This is a genomic window from Pararoseomonas baculiformis (assembly GCF_017813395.1).
Taxonomy (GTDB): domain Bacteria; phylum Pseudomonadota; class Alphaproteobacteria; order Acetobacterales; family Acetobacteraceae; genus Roseomonas; species Roseomonas baculiformis.
In genome coordinates this window covers 20,396-40,885 of sequence record NZ_JAGIZB010000003.1, presented here as the reverse complement: position 1 = coordinate 40,885, position 20,490 = coordinate 20,396, and the positions used below count along the sequence as shown (strand labels likewise).

Genomic DNA, 20,490 nt, shown 5'->3' with positions numbered 1-20,490 from the left:
CCCCGCGCGGCTGGAAGTGGCACCTCTCCGGCATGAACCGCCCGACCCGCCGGTCCGTCCTCTGCGCCCCCGCCCTTCTCCTGGCGCGCCCCGCCCTGGCGCAGCGCGGCAGCTTCGACTCCTTCCTGGAGGGTGTCCGGGCGGAGGCGCGCCGCGGCGGGGTTTCCGACGCGACCCTGCAACGCGCCCTGTCCGGCATCCGGCCAGTGGACAGGGTGATCGAACTGGACCGGCGCCAGGCAGAAAGCACCCTGACGTGGAGCCAGTATCGCGACCGCATCGTCAGCCAGGCGCGGATCGACCAGGGGCGCCGGGCCTATGCGGAGAACCGCGCGCTGCTGCAGTCGCTCGAGGGGCGCTACGGCGTGCCCGGCCGCTTTATGGTCGCCATCTGGGGGATGGAGACGAATTACGGCGGCAATACCGGCGGCTTCGGCGTGATCGAGGCCCTGGCGACCCTTGCCTGGGAGGGCAGGCGGGCCAGCTTCTTCCGGGCTGAACTGATGGCGGCGCTGCGCATCCTGGATGCAGGCCATGTCTCGCCCCAGCGGATGCGCGGCTCCTGGGCGGGCGCCATGGGCCATCCGCAATTCATGCCGACGAGCTTCGAGCGCCTGGCGGTCGACGCCGATGGGGACGGCCGCAAGGACATCTGGGACAGCCGCGCCGACGCGCTTGGCTCGATCGCCAACTACCTCGCACGCTCCGGCTGGCGCGATGACGAGCGCTGGGGCCGGGAGGTCACCCTGCCCGAGGGCTTCGACCCCTCCGAAGCCACGCGCGATAACATGCGGCCGCTGCGCGAATGGGCGCAGCGCGGCGTCACCTTTGCCGATGGCACCTCGGTGCCGGCGCTGGAGATGAAGGGGGCCGTGATCCTCCCGGGCGGGCCTTCGGACAGCCTCCAGGCCTATCTGGTCTATCACAACTTCAACGTGATCCGGCGCTACAATCCCTCGAACTTCTACGCCCTCGCGGTTGGACTGCTGTCCGACCGAGTGGCGTGAGGCGCGCCGGCCTCCTGCTGGGGTTGGGGCTCGCGCTCCTCTCCGGCTGCAAGGCGCCTGAGCCACCGCCTCCCGCCGGGGAACCCCGCTATGTGGTCGGGGAACCGTATCAGCTGCGCGGCGTCTGGTCTTACCCGCGCGAGGATTTCGGGCTGGTGGATACCGGGCTCGCCAGCATCGCTGCCGATCCTCGCGCCGGCCGGCGCACGGCGAATGGCGAGGTGCATGATCCCGCAGGGCTCATGGCGGCCCATCGCACGCTGCAGCTGCCAGCGGTGCTCGTGGTGACCAATCTTGAGAACGGGCGGTCGCTTGCCGTGCGCGTGAATGACCGTGGGCCGGCCGATCCGGGGCGCGTGATCGAGCTCTCCCGCCGGGCCGGGGAGCTGCTGGGCATCATGGCAGGTCGGCCGGTGCAGGTGCGGCTCGCGGTGGAGGGCACTCTCTCCCGGAGCCTGGCCGGCGGGCTGCCTGCTGACGAAGCCAGCCGGCCCGTCATTGCCACGGCGCCGACCGGCCGGGTGGAGCGGGAGGCGCTGGCGCCGATTGCTGGCGCACGCCAGGCGGAGCGCCTGCGGGAGGGGCGGGGGCCGGCCATCCAGGCAGCTGCCTCGGCCGCGGAGCGTGCCCCGGCTTCGGTGACGCTGCGGGAGGATGTCTCGCAGGGGCCGGCCATGCCCGGGCGGCTGTTTGTGCAGGGGAGCAGCTTTGCCAGCCGCGCCGCGGCGCAGCGGCAGGCGGCAAAGCTGGGCGGCGCACGCATCGAGGCCTTCGGGCCCGCCCGCCAGACCGAGTGGCGCGTGCGGCTCGGGCCCTTCGCTTCCCCGTCGGAGGCTGACAGGGCGCTCGACGGAGCGTTGCGGGCTGGCGTATCGGAAGCGCGGATCATCGTCGATTAAGACGGCCCGGCCTGCCCAATGGCAGGCGTGGCCGCCAGAGCTGTGGGGGGCATGGGGATGCCGAAGCGTCGGGACATGATCGGGGCGGTGGCCGCGATCGGGCTTTCGGGTGGGTTTGTGGCGCGCGAGGCGCAGGCGCAGGCAAGGGGCGGGCAGCGCGGTTCGCGCGCACCTGCACCGCCCGCGGGCACGCCCGCCACCACGCCGCTGGGCCCGGTGGACACGCTGGCGCGGCAGGCGCTGATCATGGATGCCGATACCGGCGCCGTGCTGCTGGAGAAGAACGCGGACGAACGGATGCCGCCCTCTTCCATGTCCAAGCTGATGACGATGTATGTCGTCTTCGACCTGCTGAAGCAGGGCCGGCTCCGCATGGACCAGGAACTGCCGGTCAGCGAACGCGCCTGGCGCATGGGCGGCAGCAAGATGTTCGTCGGCATCGGCAACAATGTGAAGGTCGAGGACCTGATCCGCGGCGTCATCGTCCAGTCAGGCAATGACGCCTGCATCGTGCTCGCCGAAGGGATTTCGGGCAGCGAGACGCAGTTCGCGGAGCTGCTCAACGATTATGGGCGCAGGCTCAAGCTGGAGAACAGCACCTTCCGGAACGCCACCGGCTGGCCTGACCCCGAGCACCGCATGACCTGCCGCGACCTGGCGACGCTGGCCCAGCACATCATCAACGACTTCCCCGAATACTATCGCATCTATGCGGAGCGGAACTTCCGCTGGAACGACATCAGCCAGGAGAACCGCAACCCGTTGCTCGGACGCGTTGCCGGGGCCGACGGGCTGAAGACCGGCCATACGGAAGAGGCTGGCTACGGGCTGACCGGCAGCGCCAAGCGCGGCGAGCGCCGGCTGATCCTGGTGGTGAACGGCCTGCCGAGCATGGCCGCCCGCCGCGAGGAGACCGAGCGGCTGATGGAATGGGGATTCCGCGAATTCGAGAATGTCTCGCTTTTCAAGGCGTCCGACACGATCGAGGAGGCGCCGGTCTATCTCGGGGAGCGGCTGACCGTGCCGCTGGTCGGCGGGCGCGACGTGCTGCTCACCCTGCCGCGCCAGTGGCGGCGGAACCTGCAGGTGAAGCTCCGCTATGACAGCCCGGTCCCGGCACCTGTGGCGAAGGGGCAGGAACTGGGCAAGCTGGAGGTATCCGGCGCAGGCGTGCCGCCCATGACCGTGCCGCTGCTGGCCGGGGCCGATGTTGCCAAGCTGGGGCTGATCCCGCGCATTCCGGCGGTGCTCGGGCGGATGATCGGTGGCGCCTAGGGCCGCCGGCCCGGGCACGGCGCGCGGGCGCTTCATCACACTGGAGGGTGGCGAGGGCGCCGGCAAGACCACCCTGGCCCGGACACTCGCGGCCATGCTGGCGGAGGCCGGGCTTCCAGTGCTGCGGACGCGCGAGCCGGGCGGTGCACCGGGGGCGGAGGCGCTGCGGAAGCTCATCCTGGGGCAGGGGCCCTGGGATCCGATGGCAGAGGCGATGCTGCATTTCGCTGCCCGGCGCGAGCATGTGGCGCGCAGCCTGGAGCCGGCACTGGCGGCCGGAGTCTGGGTGGTCTGCGACCGCTTCGCCGATAGCACGCTGGCTTACCAGGGAGCTGGCCAAGGTCTCTCGCGGGACGCATGGGAACGCCTGTGCGACCTCGCCCTGGGGAGCTTGCGGCCCGATCTGACGCTGATGCTGGACCTGCCGGTGGAGCGCGGCATGGACCGGGCGCTCTCGCGCGGCGACGCCAACCGCTATGAGATGCAGGGAGACGAATTCCACGCCCGGGTTCGCGCCGCCTTCCTCGACATTGCGGGGCGAGAGCCGGGGCGCTGCGCTGTGCTCGACGCGTCCAGGCCGGTTGCCCAGGTGCTTGAGCTCGCCCGTGGCGCCATCCACGGGCGGCTGGGCTTCGCGCTTTGAGCCTGCCGCTGGAGCCCCGCGCCAACCCGTCTCTGTTCGGGCACGGCCATGTCGCGGCCGCCTTGCGGGATGCCGCGCTCTCCGGCCGCATGCATCACGGCTGGATGCTGACGGGGCCGCGCGGCGTCGGGAAGGCTACCCTGGCCTGGCGCTATGCCCGCTGGGTCCTGGCCGGCATGCCGCGCCATGAGCCGCCCGGGGAAGCCCCGCTCTTCGTGCCCGGCTCGGACGCGCTCTTCGCCCGCGTGGCCGCCGGCGCGCATGCCGATCTTCGGTCGCTGAGCCCGAGCACGGGGGAGAAGGGCAAGAAGGTCCTCATCCGCGTGGAGGATGTGCGCGAACTGACGCGCTTCCTGGCCATGACGCCCGCAGAGGGAGGCTGGCGCGTGGTGGTGATCGAGGAGCTGGAGGCGATGAACGAGCAGGCGCAGAATGCCTTGCTCAAGACCCTGGAGGAGCCGCCGCCACGGGCGGTGCTGATGCTGACGGCCTCCGCGCCAGACCGGCTGCTGCCCACCATTCGCAGCCGGGTGCGGCGGCTGGACCTCTTCCCGCTCGAGCAGGGGCTGATGGACCATGTCCTGGCCGGCTGGTTGCCTGACCTCACGGGCGAGGACAGGGCTTCGCTGGCCCGGCTCGCCGCCGGGAGTCCCGGCCGGGCCCTTGCCCTGGCCGAGGGGGAGGGGCTGGCCATGGCGCGGGAGGTGGAGGCTTTCCTCGCCCGCCTGCCGCGGCCGGAGCCGAGAGAGCTGCATGCCCTGGCAGACCGGCTTGCCGCGAAGCGCGACGGCAGCGCCTTCACGACGTTCTTCAACCTGCTGCGGGACGCGATCGCCGGCGCGCTGCGCCGGGCCGCGCGGGGGCAGGGGGCCGAACCCTGGCTGGCCGGGCGCGGCCTTGCCGAGTGGGCGGGGCTGTGGGACATGCTCGGCCGGCTGGCCGACGAGACCGACACGCTGAACCTGGACCGCAAGCAGGCGGTGCTGACCGGTCTCTCCAGGCTCTCGGTTTAGCCGGGGCCAGGTCGCGCCAGCGCGAAGGACGCTGAACCGGGGCGCGGGACTGGATGATGAGCGAGGCCAACAAGGTTGCCGGCGGGAAGCGCTACTTCCTGACGACGCCGATCTACTACCTGAACGGCCAGCCCCATATCGGCCATGCCTACACCTCCATCGCGGCGGATGTGCTTGCGCGCTGGAAGCGGCTGGCGGGCAACGAGGTGTTCTTCCTTACCGGCACGGATGAGCACGGGCAGAAAGTGGAGCAGGCGGCGATTGCCGCAGGTCTCTCGCCCAGGGACTTCACGGACCGGCTGGCGGGCGATTTCCGCGGGATGGCCGAGAAGATCGGCATCTCCTTCGACGACTTCATCCGCACCACCGAGGAACGCCACAAGCGCTCCTGCCAAGCCCTTTGGGAGAAGCTGGCGGCGGGCGGGCACATCTATTTGGGCCATTACGAAGGCTGGTACGCGGTGCGGGACGAGGCCTTCTACGGCCCGGACGAAATCGAGGAACGCGACGGCAAGAAGGTGGCCATCGCCTCCGGCGCGCCCGTCGAGTGGACGCGCGAGCCCTCCTACTTCTTCCGCCTGTCGAATTGGACCGAGAAGCTGCTCGCTTTCTACGAAGCCAATCCGGATTTCATGGCCCCGGCCAGCACGCGGCGCGAGGTGACGGCCTTCGTGAAGGCCGGGCTCCAGGACCTCTCCATCTCCCGCACGTCGTTCAAATGGGGCGTGCCTGTGCCGGGCGACGATGCCCATGTGATGTATGTCTGGCTGGATGCGCTGACGAACTACATCACGGCCCTGGGATACCCGGATACCTCATCCGCGAACTGGGCCTTCTGGCCGGCCGATGTCCACATGGTGGGCAAGGAGATCACGCGCTTCCACTGCGTCTACTGGCCGGCCTTCCTGATGGCCGCGGGGCTTGAGCCGCCGAAACGTGTCTTCGCGAATGGCTGGCTGACCATCGAGGGCCAGAAGATGTCCAAGTCCCTCGGCAACGGGCTGGATCCGCTTCAGCTGGCCGAGGAGTTCGGGCTGGATCCCCTGCGCTACTACCTCCTGCGGGAGGTGCCCTTCGGAAACGACGGCGACTTCTCCCGCCGCGCCGTGATCGGGCGCCTGAACAGCGAGCTGGCGAATGATTTCGGCAACCTGGCGAACCGCGTCCTCTCGCTGATCCAGCGCAACTACGAGGGACGGCTTCCCGCATTGACACCACCGACCGACGCGGACCGGGAGCTGCTTGGGCCCGTGGAGGCTCTGACCGCCCAGGTCGAGGCAGCCATTTCCCGCCAAGCCTTCGGCGAGGCGCTGGAGCGGATCTGGGTGGTGGTGCGACTGGGAAATTCCTGGATCGATGCCCAGAAGCCCTGGTCCCTGAAGAAAACGGACCCCGTGCGTATGGCAGCGGTGCTGCGCAGCCTGCACACAGCGTTGCGCACTCTGGCCACGGTGCTCCAGCCCTTCATGCCCGGCACCATGGCCGCGATGCTCGACCAGCTCGGGGTGGGGCAGGGGGCGCGCGCCCTTTCCGATCTCACGATCCCTCTGGAAGAGGGAACCGCCTTGCCGGCCCCGGCGCCGCTCTTCCGGAAGATCGAGGAGGCGGCCTGATGCTGGTCGATAGCCACTGCCATCTCGATTACTACGCCGAGGGCGAGATCGAGGCGGTGATCAGCCGGGCGGTCGAGGCTGGCGTCAGCCGGATGGTGACCATCGGCGTGCGCATGGAACAGGCCGCCAAGGTCAAGGAACTGGCCGAGCGCTTCCCGCAGGTCTGGGGCACGGTCGGCGTGCATCCCCAGAATGTTGGCGAAGCACCCGTGCCGGAGGTTGAGGAGATCGTCGCCCTGGCGGACCACCCCCGGATCATCGGCATCGGGGAGTCGGGGCTGGACTATTTCTACGACAAGGCACCCCGCGAAGTGCAGCAGGAGAGCTTCCGGCGGCATATCCGCGCCTGCCAGAAGACCGGCCTGCCGCTGGCAATCCATGCCCGGGACGCGGATGACGACATCGCCGCCATCCTGTCCGAGGAACGGGAGGTCGGCGGCGACTTCCCGGCCCTGCTTCATTGCTTCTCCTCCACGCGCGCCCTGGCGGAGAAGGTTGTGGCGGATGGGGGCTATGTTTCGCTTTCAGGAATTCTCACCTTCCCGAAAAGCGAGGAGCTTCGGAGCATCGTCGCCGACCTGCCCGAGGACCGGCTGCTGGTGGAAACGGACAGCCCGTACCTGGCGCCCGTTCCACTGCGCGGGAAGCGCAACGAACCGGCACTGGTGGCCCATACCGCGGCCATGCTGGCGCGGGTGAGGGGGTGGGAAGTGGCGAAGGCTCTCGACATCACGACGCGCAACTTCGAACGCCTCTTCAGCCGATGCGCCTAGGGCATTGATCTTGCGGGTTACCATTCTGGGCTGCGGCGGCTCCGGAGGCGTACCGTTGCTCGGCGGCGCCGATGCTCGGGGCGCCTGGGGTGCCTGCGACCCGTCTGAGCCACGGAACCGGCGAATGCGTTCGAGCATCGCGATCCAGGCGCCTGATGGTACGACATTGCTGGTGGATGCCGGGCCGGATCTGCGGGCCCAGTTGCTGGCCCATGGCATCGGCCGCGTGGATGCGGTTCTGCTGACTCATAGCCATGCCGACCATGTCATGGGGCTGGACGAGCTCCGGATCATGAACCGCATCATGGGCCGGGCGCTGCCGCTCTATGCCAATGCGGCGACGCTGGAGGACGTGACGCGGCGCTTCGACTATGCGTTCCGGCCCGTCACGCCTGGCTTCTTCCGCCCGGCGCTGGAGCAACATGAGGTGCGGGCCGGGCAGCGGGTGAACATCGCGGGCTTCGATATCCGGCTGTTCTCCCAGGATCACCGGGTCATGGAGACGCTGGGGCTGCGGATCGGCGGGTTCGGCTACTCGACCGATGTGGTCGAGATGCCGGAACCCAGCTTCGCCGAACTGGACGGCGTGCGGGACTGGGTGGTCGGCTGCTTCCAGCGCCAGCCGCATCCTGTGCATGCCCATGTGGCGAAAGTGGTGGACTGGGCCAGGCGGCTTCAGCCCGCACGCACGGTGCTGACCCATATGGGGCCGGACCTGGACTGGGCCTGGATGCGCGGCGCGCTTCCGCATGGAATGGAGCCGGGCTTTGACGGCATGGTGCTGGAGACGGCCTGACATGGCATGTGGCGATTTTTACATAATCTATATTACGCGATCTGAGGGGCCGACGCTTTGAGCGAGGATCGCGCCCTTTCCGAGCTGTCTCGGCTGTTGTCCATCATGGCGCGCCTTCGTGCCCCGGATGGCTGCGCCTGGGACCAGGAGCAGGACTTCACCTCCATTGCCCCCTACACGATCGAGGAAGGCTATGAGGTCGCCGAGGCTATTGCCCGGCAGGACCGCCCCGCGCTGAAGGACGAACTGGGGGATCTGCTGCTTCAGGTCGTGTATCACGCCCAAATGGCCAAGGAGGCCGGGGATTTCGCCTTCGCGGACGTGGCGAAATCCATCAATGACAAGATGATACGCCGACACCCTCATGTTTTCGGAGAGGATGCTGCGCGGGATGCCGCGACGCAGATCGAGGCCTGGGAGGTGCAAAAAGCCGCTGAACGCGCAGAACGGGCCGAGACCGGCACCCTGTCCGGCGTGGCGGTGAACCTCCCTGCCCTTACCCGCGCGGCCAAGCTGACCCGGCGCGCCGCCCGGGTTGGCTTTGACTGGCCCGATGCCGCCTCGGTGCTCGACAAGTTGGAGGAAGAAGCGGCCGAGCTCAGGGCCGAACTGCCCAGAGCGGAGCCCTCCCGCATCGCGGATGAGCTTGGCGATCTGCTCTTCGTCCTGGCGAACCTCGCCCGCAAGCTCGACCTTGACCCGGAGGCTTGCCTGCGCGGCGCCAATGCGAAGTTCGAGCGGCGCTTCGGCGTGATCGAAGCAAGGCTGGCCGCAGAGGGCCGGAGCCCCGCCGACGCTTCACTGGAGGAAATGGAGGCCCATTGGCAGGAAGCCAAGCGGGCGGAACGCCTCTAGTCGCCGAGCAGAGCGGCCCTGGCCGCTTCCCAGCTTTCCCGGTCCGGCGCGCAGATCAGCCCGCCGGACCGGTCCGTCGCCGGCTTATACGGGCTTGCGTCGAAATGCGCGGCGTAACCCCCGGCCTCGCGGTGGATCAGCCATCCCGCAGCGTGGTCCCACGGCATCAGGCGGTTATATAGCGAGAGATGCGTGTGACCGCTGGCGAGCAGCCGGTATTCATGGGCTGCGCAGCCGAGCTGCCAGGTTTTGGCCAGCCGCGGCAGCCGGGCGGCCACGTGGCTTTTCAGCGGCTCGGCAAGGTAGCCATAGGAGACGCAGCCGACCATCCGGCCGATCGCGACCGGTCTGGCCACCTGCAAAGGCGGCCCCCGTTCGCCATTCTCGCCGGCAATCCAAGCGCCCTGCCCCGTGGCTGAGATCACGCTATCGTGACCAACTGGGTCGTGGATCCAGGCGGCGACGACTTCCCCATGGACGAAGGCCGCGGCCATGCAGCCGAAGATGGCCATGCCGGCCGCGAAATTCGCGGTGCCGTCCACCGGATCCACCACAAAGGCCAGTGGCGCGGTGGCAAGCTGGTCGGGCAAGCCGGGATCGGCCGAGCAGGCCTCCTCCCCCACCACGATGCAGCCCGGGAAGCGCTCCGCGAGGGCGGCCACGATCAGGCGCTCGGCACCCTCATCGGCGTCGGTCACCATGTCCAGCGGGCCGGTTTTCAGTCGGACGTCCCCGGCCGCCAGGCGGCGGAAGCGCGGCATGATTTCCGCCCGGGCGGCGGCACGGAGAACCCCGTCCACCTCCGCCAGGGCGGCGGCGTCGAAGCGCGTCACTCAGCGCCGCGCTGGGCGAAGCGGGCCAGATCAGCCGGAGAGAGGCGGACGGACAGGCTGATCGCCTCATCGGCGTCGAGCCGCTCCAGCACCTCGCCGTGCTCATACAGCCAGGCGAGGCTCGCGCCGTCCTCGGGCGAGATGGAGAATTGCTCGATCACGAGGCTGGCGGCGAGGCTCTCGTCGAGCAGGCGGCGAAGGTCATCCAGCCCCTCCCCGGTCAGGGCCGAGACGGGGATGGTGCCGGGCGCGGGCGGCGGCGGCTCATCCATCAGGTCGGTCTTGTTCAGGACCTCGACCATTCGCGCCTCCCAACCCTCGTCCAGCGCGGCATTCGGGCCCTCGGCCATTTCCGCCAGGACGTTCAGCACATCGGCGCGTTGGGCGGCACTGTCCGGATGGGCGACATCCCGCACATGCAGGATGATGTCCGCCGCGGCCACCTCCTCCAGAGTGGCGCGGAAGGCTTCCACCAGCTGCGTCGGCAGCTCGGAAATGAAGCCGACCGTGTCCGAGAGGATGACGGTGCGGTTGGAAGGCAGCCGGATCGCCCTCATGGTCGGGTCCAGCGTCGCGAAGAGCTGGTCCTGCGCATAGACGCCGGCGCCAGTCAGCGCGTTAAAAAGAGTCGATTTTCCGGCATTGGTGTAGCCGACCAGCGCGACGACCGGATAGGGCACCTTGGTACGTGCCTTGCGGTGCAGGCCACGCGTCCGTCGGACCTGTTCCAGTTCCTTCTTGAGCTTGACGATCCGCTCGTCGATCAGGCGGCGGTCGATCTCGATCTGCGACTCACCGGGGCCGCCGAGAAAGCCGAAGCCGCCGCGCTGGCGCTCCAGATGGGTCCAGGACCGGACAAGGCGGGTGCGCTGGTAAGAGAGGTGCGCCAGTTCGACCTGCAGCGAGCCCTCCCGAGTGCGGGCGCGCTCGCCGAAGATCTCCAGGATCAGGCCGGTGCGGTCGATCACCTTGCAGCCCCAGGCGCGCTCCAGATTGCGCTGCTGCACCGGGGTGAGCGCGGCATCGACTACCGCAACCTTCACCCCATGCTCCGCCATGGCGGCGCCCGCAGCCTCGACCTGCCCTTCCCCTAGCAGGGTGCTTGGGCGGCGTGTGCGCAGCGGATGGATGCCGGTATGGACGATCGCGACCCCGATCGAGGCAGCAAGACCCACGGCCTCCGCCAGGCGCGCCTCCGCCGCACGGGTGGCACCGCGGCCATCTGAAGGGCCCCGTTCCACGAGGTGGGGGGGCTTCTCCCAGGGGAGGATGACCGCGGCGGGGGTAGGACCCCCCGCCCCAGATTCAGTCTTGTTGTCCGACAGGGCTTGGCTCGCGCGGTGAGAGGGTCATGGTGGTCTCCCGGATCGGAGCGCCGCCCTGGCTGGGCTGCTGCGCGCCGGCGGAAGCGGCGTCGAAGAGCATGATCGGAGCGCCGGGCATCACGGTGCTGATGGCGTGCTTATAGACGAGCTGGGTGTGCCCGTCACGGCGCAGCAGGACCGAGAAATTGTCGAACCAGGTGATGATGCCCTGCAGCTTCACGCCGTTCACCAGGAAGACGGTGACCGGGGTCTTGCTCTTGCGAACATGGTTCAGGAACACGTCCTGCACGTTCTGGGACTTGTCGGCAGCCATTGGCTGATGCCCTTCTTCTTGCTCTCCACCCGGCTTTGCCGTGGTGGATCCGGGGCGGTTGTTCTTCGTTGCACGCCCGCACGGCGCACCGCGTTCCCGGGCGCGCACCCTCGCCCTGGGAGGGACAAACTCACCTGCCGACCGGGAGCTTGTCCAGGGCCGATAACGCATCGGTCATCTGCGTCGCGTTCAGGAAATGGAGCGCAGGGTTCGAGACGCCGGGGCCGCCATCATGGGCGGCGTCGCCGAGCAGCACGGGGACGCAGCCCGCCCGCCGCGCCGCATCCATGTCCAGCGCATTGTCGCCGACATACCAGACCCCCTCGCCCGCCGGCACGCCGCAGGCGGCGCAGGCCACGCGCATGGCGCGGGGATCGGGCTTGTCCCCGGCGCAGTCCCCTGCCCCGACCAGGGCACGGAAAAGCGGTGCCCAGCCCAGATGCGAGACCTCGGCCCGGAGCAGGGGGCCTGATTTGTTGGAAAGCACGGCCATGGGCGCGATCTGGGCAGCCCCGCGGATCAGCGCCTCGGTATCGGGCATGGGCCGCAGCACCTCCAGATGGGTGGCGCGGACCCCGGCGTAGAAGATGTCGCGGGCATGTTCCCAGCGGGCACCGAAGAGATGCGGGAAACTGTCCCGTAGCGAGTGCCGGACCCGCTCGCGCACCTCATCCAGCGTCCATTCCGGAAGCCCGGCGTCGCGGAAGGCGGCGTTCAGCCCGGCGCGGATGGCCGGCCAGCCATCGGCCAGGGTGTTGTCCCAGTCCCAAACGATGGCGCGCGGGCGCTTCACGCCGCGTTGCGCGGCGCGCCCTTCACATGCCGCGTGAAGATCTCGAACAGGCGGCGAGTGACCGGGCCGGGTTTTCCATCGGCCACTGCCCGCCCATCGATCGACAGCACCGGCTTCACGAAGGAGCCAGCGGAGGTGATGAAGGCCTCGCGCAGCGTGGGCAGGTCGTCGACCGAGATCGGGCGCTCATCGGCGGGGATGCCGTGCTCGGCCATTTCCGCGAGCAGGGCGGCACGGGTGCAGCCGGGCAGGATGGTGTTGCCGAGCGGCGGGACGCGGATGGCCCCTTCGGCGTCCACGGCCCAGAAGCTGGTGGCCGCGCCCTCCGTCACCATCCGGGTCTGCGGGTCGAAGAGGATCGCCTCCCCTGCCCCGGCCTCGCGCGCGGCCTGGCGGGCCAGGACATTGGGGAGGAGGTTCACGCTCTTGATGTCGCGCCGCGCCCAGCGGAGGTCCGGATGGGTGATGGTCGCGATGTTCCAGCCCTCGATGCTGGACGGATAGGGAAGGCCGTGGCGCGAGGTGACGACGAGGCTTACCGGGACAGGCTTCCTGGGGAAGGCATGGTCGCGCCGGGCCACGCCACGATTCACCTGCAGATAGACCAGCCCCTCGGTCACACGATTGCGCCGCGCCACCTCGCGGATGACCAGCTTCAGGCAGGCCATGGGCATCGGCATGGGCAGGCGGATCTCGCCAAGGGACCGCTCCAGCCTCTGCAGGTGCAGGTCCTCGTCGAGGAAGCGGCCATCGACGAGGTTCACCACCTCATAGATGCCGTCCCCGAACTGGTAGCCCCGGTCCTCGATGTTCACGCAAGCGTCGCGCTGCGGGACATAGCGCCCGTTCACATAGGCCGTTCTCGACATCAGACGCTCGCCCGGTCCTCGGCCTGCACGCCCAGGAACTTCAACTTCCGGTGCAGGGCGGAGCGTTCCATGCCGACGAAATTGGCGGTGCGGCTGATATTCCCGCCGAAGCGGAGCAGCTGCGCCTCCAGATACTGCCGCTCGAACAGCTCCCGCGCGTCGCGCAGCGGGAGGGTCATGATTTCGCTGGACCGGTCCAGCTTGAGCATGGCCGGGGCGGCGGAGCCGACCTCAGGCGGCAGCATCTCCGGCCGGATCGGGTCGCTCGGCCCGCCCGGCGCCATGATCAGCAGCCAGTCCACGAGGTTCCGGAGCTGGCGGACATTGCCCGGCCAGTCATAGGCCTGCATCGCCGCCATCGCGTCCTCGCTGATCTCCCGCGGGGGGACGCCCGAATTCTCGGCCGACCTGGCCATGAAGTGCCGCGCCAGCGCAGGCACGTCCTCCCGCCTCTCCCGGAGGGAAGGCATGCGGATCGGCACAACCGCCAGTCGGTAGTACAGGTCCTCCCGGAAACGGCCGGCAGCGATCTCGGCGGAAAGGTCGCGGTTGGTGGTGGCGGTCACGCGCACATCCACCTTTACCCGGGTCGCTCCGCCGATGCGCTCGAACCCCTGTTCCTGGAGGGCGCGGACGATCTTGCCCTGGGTCTCAAGCGGCATGTCCGCCACCTCGTCCAGCAGCAGCGTGCCGCCATGGGCGCGTTCCAGCACACCCTGGCGCCGCGGCTGGGCGATCGGGTCGGGGCCGCCCTCCACCCCGAACAGCTCCTCCTCGAAGCGGGCCGGGTTCAAGGTGGCGCAGTTCAGGGCAACGAAGGGCTCGTCGGCACGGCGGGAACGGGCATGGATCATGCGCGCGGCCACCTCCTTGCCCGAACCGGCCGGGCCGGTGAGCAGCACGCGCGAGCCGGTGGGCGCCACCTTCTCGATGGCGTTCCGGACCTGGCCGATGAGGGCCGAGTTGCCGACCAGCTCCGTTTCCGAGCCGCTTCGCAGTCGCAGCTCGCTGTTCTCGCGCTTCAGCCTCGCGGCCTCGAGGGCCCGGGCGACGATCAGGAGAAGCCGGTCCGACTTGAAGGGCTTCTCGATGAAGTCATAGGCGCCCTGCTGGATGGCCTGCACGGCGGTTTCGATGGTGCCATGGCCGGAAATCATGACCACGGGCACGCGCGGCTCCTCGCGGTGCAGCGCCTCAAGGATGCCGAGACCGTCCAACCGGGAATTCTGGAGCCAGATGTCGAGAATGACGAGGTTCGGGCGCTTCTGGCGGAAGGCCGCCAGGGCCTGGTCGCTGTTCGCGGCCTGCCGGACCTCATAGCCCTCATCCGCCAGGATGCCGTCGATCAGGGCGCGGATGTCCGGCTCGTCATCGACGATCAGGATGTCATGCGCCATGGCGCAGCATCTCTCCTCTCTCCTGCAATCCGTCCTGCTCCGATGTCTCTTCCAGCGGCAGGGTCAGTGTGGCGCGCGCGCCCCCCTCCACCCCGTCGGCGAGCGCCAGCCCGCCGCCATGGTCCTCCATGATCTTCTTGACGATGGCAAGCCCGAGCCCGGTGCCCTTCGCCTTATGGGTGACATACGGTTCCGTGAGGCGATCCCTCTCCGCATCGTCCGGAAGCCCGATCCCGTTATCCTCCACGGCAATCTGCAGCCAGGCCTGGCTGGATGTCACCTCCACGAGAACACGGCCCCCGGCCTCGCCCTCGGGCCGCATGGCGATGGCGTCGGCGGCGTTCTGGAGAAGGTTGGTCAGGGCCTGGTTCATCAGCCGCCGGTCGCAGCGGACCGGCAGGGCCTGGTCGGGCGTGCGAAGCTCGTAGGTGATCGAGGGATGGGCGTCCCTTTGCAGCACCAGCGCCTCCCGCACCAGCTGGACCGGGTTCTCGGGCCGGATCACGGGCTGGGGCATGCGGGCAAAGGCGGAGAACTCGTCCACCATGCGCCCGATATCGCCGACCTGCCGGACGATGGTGTCCGTGCAGGCGCGGAAGGTGTCGGGATCGTCGCTGATCTGCTTGAGGTAGCGGCGCTTGAGGCGTTCGGCCGAGAGCTGGATGGGTGTCAGCGGGTTCTTGATCTCATGGGCGATGCGCCGGGCCACATCCGCCCAGGCGGCCATGCGCTGGGCCGAGAGGAGCGCCGTGATGTCATCGAAGGTCAGCACATAGCCGGAAACGCCCCCGGCATCGAATTCCGCGCTGATCCGGGCCAGGAGGGTGCGGCGTCCGGACGGGCCGGGCACCGGGATCTCCTCGGTCCGCGGTTTCTCGGGGGTGGCGGCGGCGGCGGCAAGGAAGGCGCGGAACTCCGGAACCACCTCCCCCAGTGACACGCCGGCGGCCGCTTCCAGGTCCTGGCCCAGAAGCTCGCTGGCGCTGCGGTTAGGGAGGTTGATGCGGCCTTCCGCATCCAGGCCGATCACCCCGGCCGAGACGCCGCCGAGCACGCTTTCCGTAAAGCGGCGGCGGTCATCCAGCTGGCGGTAGGCCTCCAGCAGCTCGCTCCGCTGGGCGGCAAGCTGGTTCGTCATGCGGTTGAAGGCGCGGGAGAGGCTGCCGACCTCGTCGTCCGACCGGCCCTCCTCAACCCGAACGGAAAGGTCGCCCCCCCTCACCCGCTCCGCCGCGTTGATGAGGCGAGAGATGGGCCGGGCGATCTGGTTCGCCATGACAAGGCCGATCAGCACCGCCGCCAGTAGCACGAGCAGCGTGGCGATGGCGAAGATCATGGCGAATGTGATCTGAAGGCCGGACCGGTTCCGGTCGAGCTGGTCGTATTCCTGGAAGGCCAGCTCGGTCCGCTGCATGTGCTCGATGATCGAGGGATCGAGCGGGCGGCCGATCATCAGCATCAGCCCGGGCTCGATATCCAGCTGCACCAAGCCCCGCACCCGCCCTTCCTCCCCATCCGCGGAGAGGACGGCGACATCGCCCTGGCGCGCGATCTCCATGGCCCAGGCCGGCGGAGGATCGATCACCAGGGCGGTGCCGAGGCCGGCATTGGCGATGACCCGGCCGAGAACCGGCTCGAAGACCGACGCCTCGGTCAGGTTCCGCAGGGCCGTGTAGGTGGCGAGGACACGGCTGAAGGCCAGGGTGTTGTCCGGCAGCAGCGGCCCCGCGCGGTTGAGATCGGCCGCCATCGCCAGCGCATCGGCCCGAATGGTGTTGCGGTTCTCGTCCAGATAGGCGCGGGAGGCGACGAGGCTGGCCTCAAGCGTGTCGCGCACCTTGTCTCCGAACCAGGCCTGAATGCCGAGCTGGAAGAACACCGTGGCGAAGACCGCGACCAGCAGCGCCGGCACCACGGCGACCCCGCCGAGCAGCATCACCAGCCGGACATGCAGCCGCGAGCCGGCGCTGCCGCGCCGCCGCTCCGCCCAGACGCGCACGAGCCGGCCGGCGAGGCTGGCCGTGAGGAGGAGAACGAAGGCGGTATTCACCAGCACCAGCGCCGCTGTCTGTGCCGGGCTGGCCGGGCCGAAGGGGCTGCCACCCGCCAGCATGGCGAAGGAGGCGATGCCCACCAGCAGCGCGCCGAGCGCCAGCCCGAGCGTCATCCCCCGCCCGAGAAGCAGGTCCGCCGCCCGGCGGAAGATGCTCTTGCGCCCGCCCCCCGGGGCCGCGCTGTTCACGGGTGACCCGTCATGAGAGGCCCCGCACGACCGGAAGTTCCAGTTCCCGGATCTTCTTGCGCAGCGTGTTCCGGTTCAGCCCGAGCATGGCCGCCGCCTTGATCTGGTTGCCGCGCGTGTTCGCCAGGGCCAGGCGGAGCAGCGGGCGCTCCACCTCAGCCAGCACGCGTTCATAAAGGTCGCGCACCGGAAGCCCGTCCCGCTGGGCGCTCATGAAGGTGGTGAGATGGCGCTCCACGGCCTGCTCCAGCGTCTCGGGCATGGCCGGCGCGGCCGGGGCGCCCTGCACGGCCTCGGCCTCCATCAGCTCGGCCGCCACCGCGTCCTCGCCGATCACCTCCTGGGGGTACAGGGCGGCGAGGCGGCGCATCAGGTTCTCCAGCTCGCGGGCATTTCCTGGCCAGGGATGGGCCTTCAACCGCTCCACCGCCTCGTTGTCCAGCGATTTCGCGGGGAGCCCCGCGGCCTTCGCCCGGTCGAGGAAGTGGCGGGCGAGCAGGGGGATGTCCTCCGCGCGCTCCCTCAGCGGCGGCAGGCGGATCGGGACGACGTTGAGGCGATAGAACAGGTCCTCGCGGAACACCCCGGCGCGGATGGCCTGGCGCAGGTCCCGGTGGGTCGCGGCCACGATGCGGACATTCGCCTTGATGGGCGTGCGGCCGCCGACCGTGGTGAATTCCCCTTCCTGCAGGACGCGAAGGAGGCGGGTCTGCGCCTCCGGCGGCATATCGCCGATCTCGTCGAGGAACAAGGTGCCCCCGGCGGCCTGCTCGAAGCGGCCGATGCCGCGCGCCATGGCGCCGGTGAATGCCCCGCGTTCATGGCCGAACAGCTCCGCCTCGATCAGGTCGCGCGGGATGGCGGCCATGTTCACGGCCACGAAATTTCCCGAACGGCGCCGGGAGTAGTCGTGCAGGGCGCGGGCGACAAGTTCCTTGCCGGTGCCTGACTCGCCCGTGATCATGACCGTCAGGTCGGTCGTCGTGAGCCGCGCGACGGTCCGGTAGATCTCCTGCATGGCGGCGGAGCGGCCCACCAGGGGCAGGCGCTCCTCTTCAGGGCCATCGCCATCTTCCTCAGTGGCGGTCGCGGGCGCGGCCAGGGCGCGCTGGACGAGGGAGAGCAGGTCCTTGAGGTCGAAGGGCTTGGGCAGGTAGTCGAAGGCACCGCGCTGGGCCGCCTTCAGCGCCGTGGCGAAGGTGGATTGCGCGCTCATCACCACCACGCGCAACTCCGGCCGCACCCGGCGGATGCGGGGGACGAGGTCCAGCCCGTTCTCGTCCGGCATCACCACGTCGGTGATCACCAGGTCCCCTTCCCCATCCTCGACCCAGCGCCAGAGCGTGGCGGCCGAGGAGGTCGCGCGGACATTGTAGCCGGCGCGCCCAAGGGCCTGGGCGAGGACGGTGCGGATGGCCCGGTCGTCATCCGCGATGAGGATGGTGCGTTCGGTCATTCTTCTTCCGGGCTGGGAGGGGAAGGGTCAGGCGGGCTGGCGGATGCGGGCACGCTGCTGCGCCAGGGCGGCACCAGCCGGCGGCTTCGCCAGGGAGAGGCGGAACACCGTCCGGCCCGGCCGGCTGTCGCATTCAATAAGCGCGCCATGATCGGCCACCAGCTTTGCCACCATCGCCAGGCCCAGCCCCTGCCCGCCCCGCTTGGTGGTGATGAAGGGCTCGAAGAGGCTCGCGCGCACATCCTCGGCGATGCCGGGGCCATTGTCCCGCACGGTCACCTCCAGCGGCAGGTGCACCCGCTCGCGCGAGCCGGGAATGGCGAGGCGGACGCCGTGGCGATAGGCGGTGGTGAGGACGATCTCGCCCTCGCGCGGGTCCACCGCCTCGGCAGCGTTCTTCACCAGGTTCAGCAGGATCTGCACCAGCTGGTCGCGGTTGCCCCAGACGGGTGGGAGGGAGGGGTCGTATTCCTCCAGGATGCGCAGATGGGCGGCGAAGCCGGTGGCAGCGATGCGGCGCACATGGTCCAGCACCTCATGGATGTTCACCGCCTCTCGCTCCAGCGGGCGCTCGGAGAACATGTCCATCCGCTCCACCAGGTCACGGATGCGGTCCGCCTCGTCCTGGATGAGGACGCAGAGCTCGCGATCCGCCTCGCTCGCCGCCTGCTCCAGCAACTGGGCGGCCCCGCGGATGCCGGAGAGCGGATTCTTCACCTCATGCGCCAGCATGGCGGCCATGGCGCTGGCACCGCGGGCGGCGCCGCGGAAGTTGAGCTGGCGGTCCAGTTTCTGGGCGGTGGAGCCATCCTGCAGGGTCAGCACCACGGCACCGGGCATCTCGGGCAAGGGGGCGCCATGGGCCGCCACGCCTTCCCGATGGAGGCGAGGGGAATGCAGAACCAGGTCATGGTCCGAGACAGGCGCATCCGCCGCGCGGACCTGACGCACGAGCGCCGGAAGCCGTGAATCCTCCGGCAGCAGGTCGGTCAGGTGCATCTGCGCCAGGGTGGAGGAAGAGAGGCCGAGAAAGAGCTCGGCCGCCGGGTTTGCGAAGCAGAAGCGCTCCTCCACGTCCAGCAGCACCACCGGGACCGGCAGGGCCGACAGGAGATGGGCGGTTCCCGGCAGCCCGGACTTCTGGAAGAAATCGATGCTGTCGGGCATGGTTCTCTCTCAGGCTGCCAGGGCTTCGTCTTCGGCGCCGTCCGCAGCCGCCGCGTCGCGGCCGGCCTCGCGGAACATGTCCCGCACGCCTTCCACCCCGGCCTCAAGCAGCGGGCGGTAGAAGGACTCAATGGCCGCCATCGCCTCCTCGACCGTGTCGGCCGCATTGATGCGGACGCGGAACTCGGCGCTGCCGGGCAAGCCGCGCGAGTACCAGGCGATATGCTTGCGGGCGAGGCGCAGACCGGGGTTGCTGCCGTGATGCGAGAGCATGTCGGCGTAATGCTCCAGCAGCATGGCGTGCTGCTCCGCCAGGGACGGGGGCGCGGGCATGGTACCGGTCGCCAGGTATTCCGCCACCAGCCCGGCCAGCCAGGGACGGCCATAGGCGCCGCGCCCGATCATCACGCCGTCCGCACCGGATTGCCGCAGCGCTTCCTCGGCGTCGAGCGGGCCGAGGATGTCGCCGTTCACGATCACGGGGATGCCGACCGCCGCCTTCACCTTTGCCACGAAGGCCCAGTCCGCCGTGCCTGTGTAGAGCATCTGCCGCGTGCGCCCATGCACCGTCACCATCCGGATCCCGCAGGATTCCGCGATGCGGGCGAGGTTCGGCGCATTGAGGCTGGAATGGTCCCACCCCATACGCATCTTGAGCGTGACCGGCACGTTCACGGCGCGCACCGTGGCTTCCAGGATGCGCGCGGCCTTGACCTCGTCCCGCATCAGGGCGCTGCCGGCCTGCTGGCCAATCGCCACCTTCTTCACGGGGCAGCCGAAATTGATGTCCACCAGAGCGGCGCCGCGATCCACGGCGAGCCTTGCCGCCTCGGCCATCACTTCCGGCTCGCATCCGGCAAGCTGCACGCTGGCCGGGCCGCCGAAGCCATCCACCTCGGCCATCTTCAGGGTCTGGCGATTTTCGCGCACCATGGCCTGGCTCGCGATCATCTCGCTCACCACCATGGGCGTGCCCCGCGCGCGGGAGATGCGGCGGAAAGGAAGGTCGGTGACGCCTGACATGGGGGCGAGGATCACCGGCCGCGCGATCCGCACGTTCCCCAGAACGATCGGGCGCAACCGGGGCGTGCCTTCGAGTTGGGCAGTCTCTCCGACGCGTGATGATGTGGACATGTATTGTGCCTATCAACTGTGCAGGCGCCCGGTCAAGCGCCATTGCATGAGAGGCCTGCCTGAGCCGATCTGGGCCTTCGGCCCCAC

Annotated in this window: 19 protein-coding genes; 9 read left to right on the top strand and 10 right to left on the bottom strand. The window is 69.3% G+C overall.

The genetic code is table 11. The annotated features are described in order from the left end of the window. The first annotated feature begins 32 nt into the window (after window positions 1-32). The 9 genes from J8J14_RS03750 to mazG are packed head-to-tail and all read left to right on the top strand — an operon-like array spanning window position 33 to window position 8,874. A complete protein-coding gene (locus tag J8J14_RS03750) occupies window positions 33-1,007 on the top strand; it encodes a lytic murein transglycosylase (protein ID WP_209378122.1) in 975 nt (324 codons plus the stop codon). Next, the gene (locus J8J14_RS03745; protein WP_209378121.1) at window positions 1,004-1,906 is read left to right on the top strand and encodes a septal ring lytic transglycosylase RlpA family protein; all 903 of its coding nucleotides are present in this window, start codon (window positions 1,004-1,006) and stop codon (window positions 1,904-1,906) included. The genes J8J14_RS03750 and J8J14_RS03745 overlap by 4 nt, the downstream gene beginning before the upstream one ends. A gap of 57 nt (window positions 1,907-1,963) precedes the next feature. Continuing rightward, window positions 1,964-3,181, top strand: a complete 1,218-nt coding sequence (locus J8J14_RS03740) for a D-alanyl-D-alanine carboxypeptidase family protein (RefSeq protein ID WP_209378120.1) — start codon at window positions 1,964-1,966, stop codon at window positions 3,179-3,181. Next, window positions 3,171-3,824 carry a dTMP kinase gene (tmk, locus tag J8J14_RS03735; RefSeq protein ID WP_209378119.1) on the top strand — a complete coding sequence of 218 codons (654 nt, stop codon included), beginning with the start codon at window positions 3,171-3,173 and terminating at the stop codon, window positions 3,822-3,824. The genes J8J14_RS03740 and tmk overlap by 11 nt, the downstream gene beginning before the upstream one ends. Continuing rightward, the gene (locus J8J14_RS03730; protein ID WP_209378118.1) at window positions 3,821-4,837 is read left to right on the top strand and encodes a DNA polymerase III subunit delta'; all 1,017 of its coding nucleotides are present in this window, start codon (window positions 3,821-3,823) and stop codon (window positions 4,835-4,837) included. Before tmk ends, J8J14_RS03730 begins: the two co-directional genes overlap by 4 nt. A gap of 56 nt (window positions 4,838-4,893) precedes the next feature. Further along, window positions 4,894-6,450, top strand: a complete 1,557-nt coding sequence (metG, locus tag J8J14_RS03725) for a methionine--tRNA ligase (RefSeq protein ID WP_209378117.1) — start codon at window positions 4,894-4,896, stop codon at window positions 6,448-6,450. Further along, window positions 6,450-7,223, top strand: a complete 774-nt coding sequence (locus tag J8J14_RS03720) for a TatD family hydrolase (RefSeq protein WP_209378116.1) — start codon at window positions 6,450-6,452, stop codon at window positions 7,221-7,223. Before metG ends, J8J14_RS03720 begins: the two co-directional genes overlap by 1 nt. Before the next feature lie 10 nt (window positions 7,224-7,233). Beyond that, complete coding sequence (locus J8J14_RS03715; RefSeq protein ID WP_209378115.1) at window positions 7,234-8,019, top strand: MBL fold metallo-hydrolase; 786 nt, start codon at window positions 7,234-7,236, stop codon at window positions 8,017-8,019. A 57-nt stretch (window positions 8,020-8,076) separates the two neighbouring features. Beyond that, window positions 8,077-8,874, top strand: a complete 798-nt coding sequence (gene mazG / locus J8J14_RS03710) for a nucleoside triphosphate pyrophosphohydrolase (protein WP_280842847.1) — start codon at window positions 8,077-8,079, stop codon at window positions 8,872-8,874. Here the strand turns inward: mazG and J8J14_RS03705 are convergent. The 10 genes from J8J14_RS03705 to dusB form a co-directional block, all read right to left on the bottom strand. Continuing rightward, a complete protein-coding gene (locus tag J8J14_RS03705; RefSeq protein WP_342452378.1) occupies window positions 8,871-9,707 on the bottom strand; it encodes an inositol monophosphatase family protein in 837 nt (278 codons plus the stop codon). The two genes, mazG and J8J14_RS03705, sit on opposite strands and share 4 nt — an antisense overlap. Beyond that, the gene (hflX, locus tag J8J14_RS03700; protein ID WP_280842862.1) at window positions 9,704-11,032 is read right to left on the bottom strand and encodes a GTPase HflX; all 1,329 of its coding nucleotides are present in this window, start codon (window positions 11,030-11,032) and stop codon (window positions 9,704-9,706) included. Before hflX ends, J8J14_RS03705 begins: the two co-directional genes overlap by 4 nt. Beyond that, on the bottom strand, window positions 11,013-11,345 hold the full coding sequence (gene hfq / locus J8J14_RS03695; RefSeq protein WP_209378114.1) for an RNA chaperone Hfq: 333 nt from the start codon (window positions 11,343-11,345) through the stop codon (window positions 11,013-11,015). Before hfq ends, hflX begins: the two co-directional genes overlap by 20 nt. A gap of 130 nt (window positions 11,346-11,475) precedes the next feature. Then, window positions 11,476-12,138: an HAD family hydrolase gene (locus J8J14_RS03690; RefSeq protein ID WP_209378113.1), complete on the bottom strand. Its 663-nt coding sequence runs from the start codon at window positions 12,136-12,138 to the stop codon at window positions 11,476-11,478. After that, window positions 12,135-13,007, bottom strand: a complete 873-nt coding sequence (locus tag J8J14_RS03685; protein WP_209378112.1) for a D-amino-acid transaminase — start codon at window positions 13,005-13,007, stop codon at window positions 12,135-12,137. Before J8J14_RS03685 ends, J8J14_RS03690 begins: the two co-directional genes overlap by 4 nt. Further along, on the bottom strand, window positions 13,007-14,404 hold the full coding sequence (gene ntrX / locus J8J14_RS03680; RefSeq protein WP_209378111.1) for a nitrogen assimilation response regulator NtrX: 1,398 nt from the start codon (window positions 14,402-14,404) through the stop codon (window positions 13,007-13,009). The genes J8J14_RS03685 and ntrX overlap by 1 nt, the downstream gene beginning before the upstream one ends. Beyond that, the gene (locus J8J14_RS03675) at window positions 14,394-16,646 is read right to left on the bottom strand and encodes a sensor histidine kinase NtrY-like (protein ID WP_342452376.1); all 2,253 of its coding nucleotides are present in this window, start codon (window positions 16,644-16,646) and stop codon (window positions 14,394-14,396) included. The genes ntrX and J8J14_RS03675 overlap by 11 nt, the downstream gene beginning before the upstream one ends. A gap of 10 nt (window positions 16,647-16,656) precedes the next feature. Further along, window positions 16,657-18,102 (bottom strand): nitrogen regulation protein NR(I), encoded by a 1,446-nt coding sequence (gene ntrC, locus J8J14_RS03670; protein ID WP_209378110.1) that lies wholly within the window; start codon window positions 18,100-18,102, stop codon window positions 16,657-16,659. A 27-nt stretch (window positions 18,103-18,129) separates the two neighbouring features. Continuing rightward, complete coding sequence (locus J8J14_RS03665; RefSeq protein ID WP_209378109.1) at window positions 18,130-19,269, bottom strand: two-component system sensor histidine kinase NtrB; 1,140 nt, start codon at window positions 19,267-19,269, stop codon at window positions 18,130-18,132. Between the two features lie 9 nt (window positions 19,270-19,278). Further along, the gene (gene dusB / locus J8J14_RS03660; protein WP_209378108.1) at window positions 19,279-20,403 is read right to left on the bottom strand and encodes a tRNA dihydrouridine synthase DusB; all 1,125 of its coding nucleotides are present in this window, start codon (window positions 20,401-20,403) and stop codon (window positions 19,279-19,281) included. Window positions 20,404-20,490 lie beyond the last annotated feature (87 nt).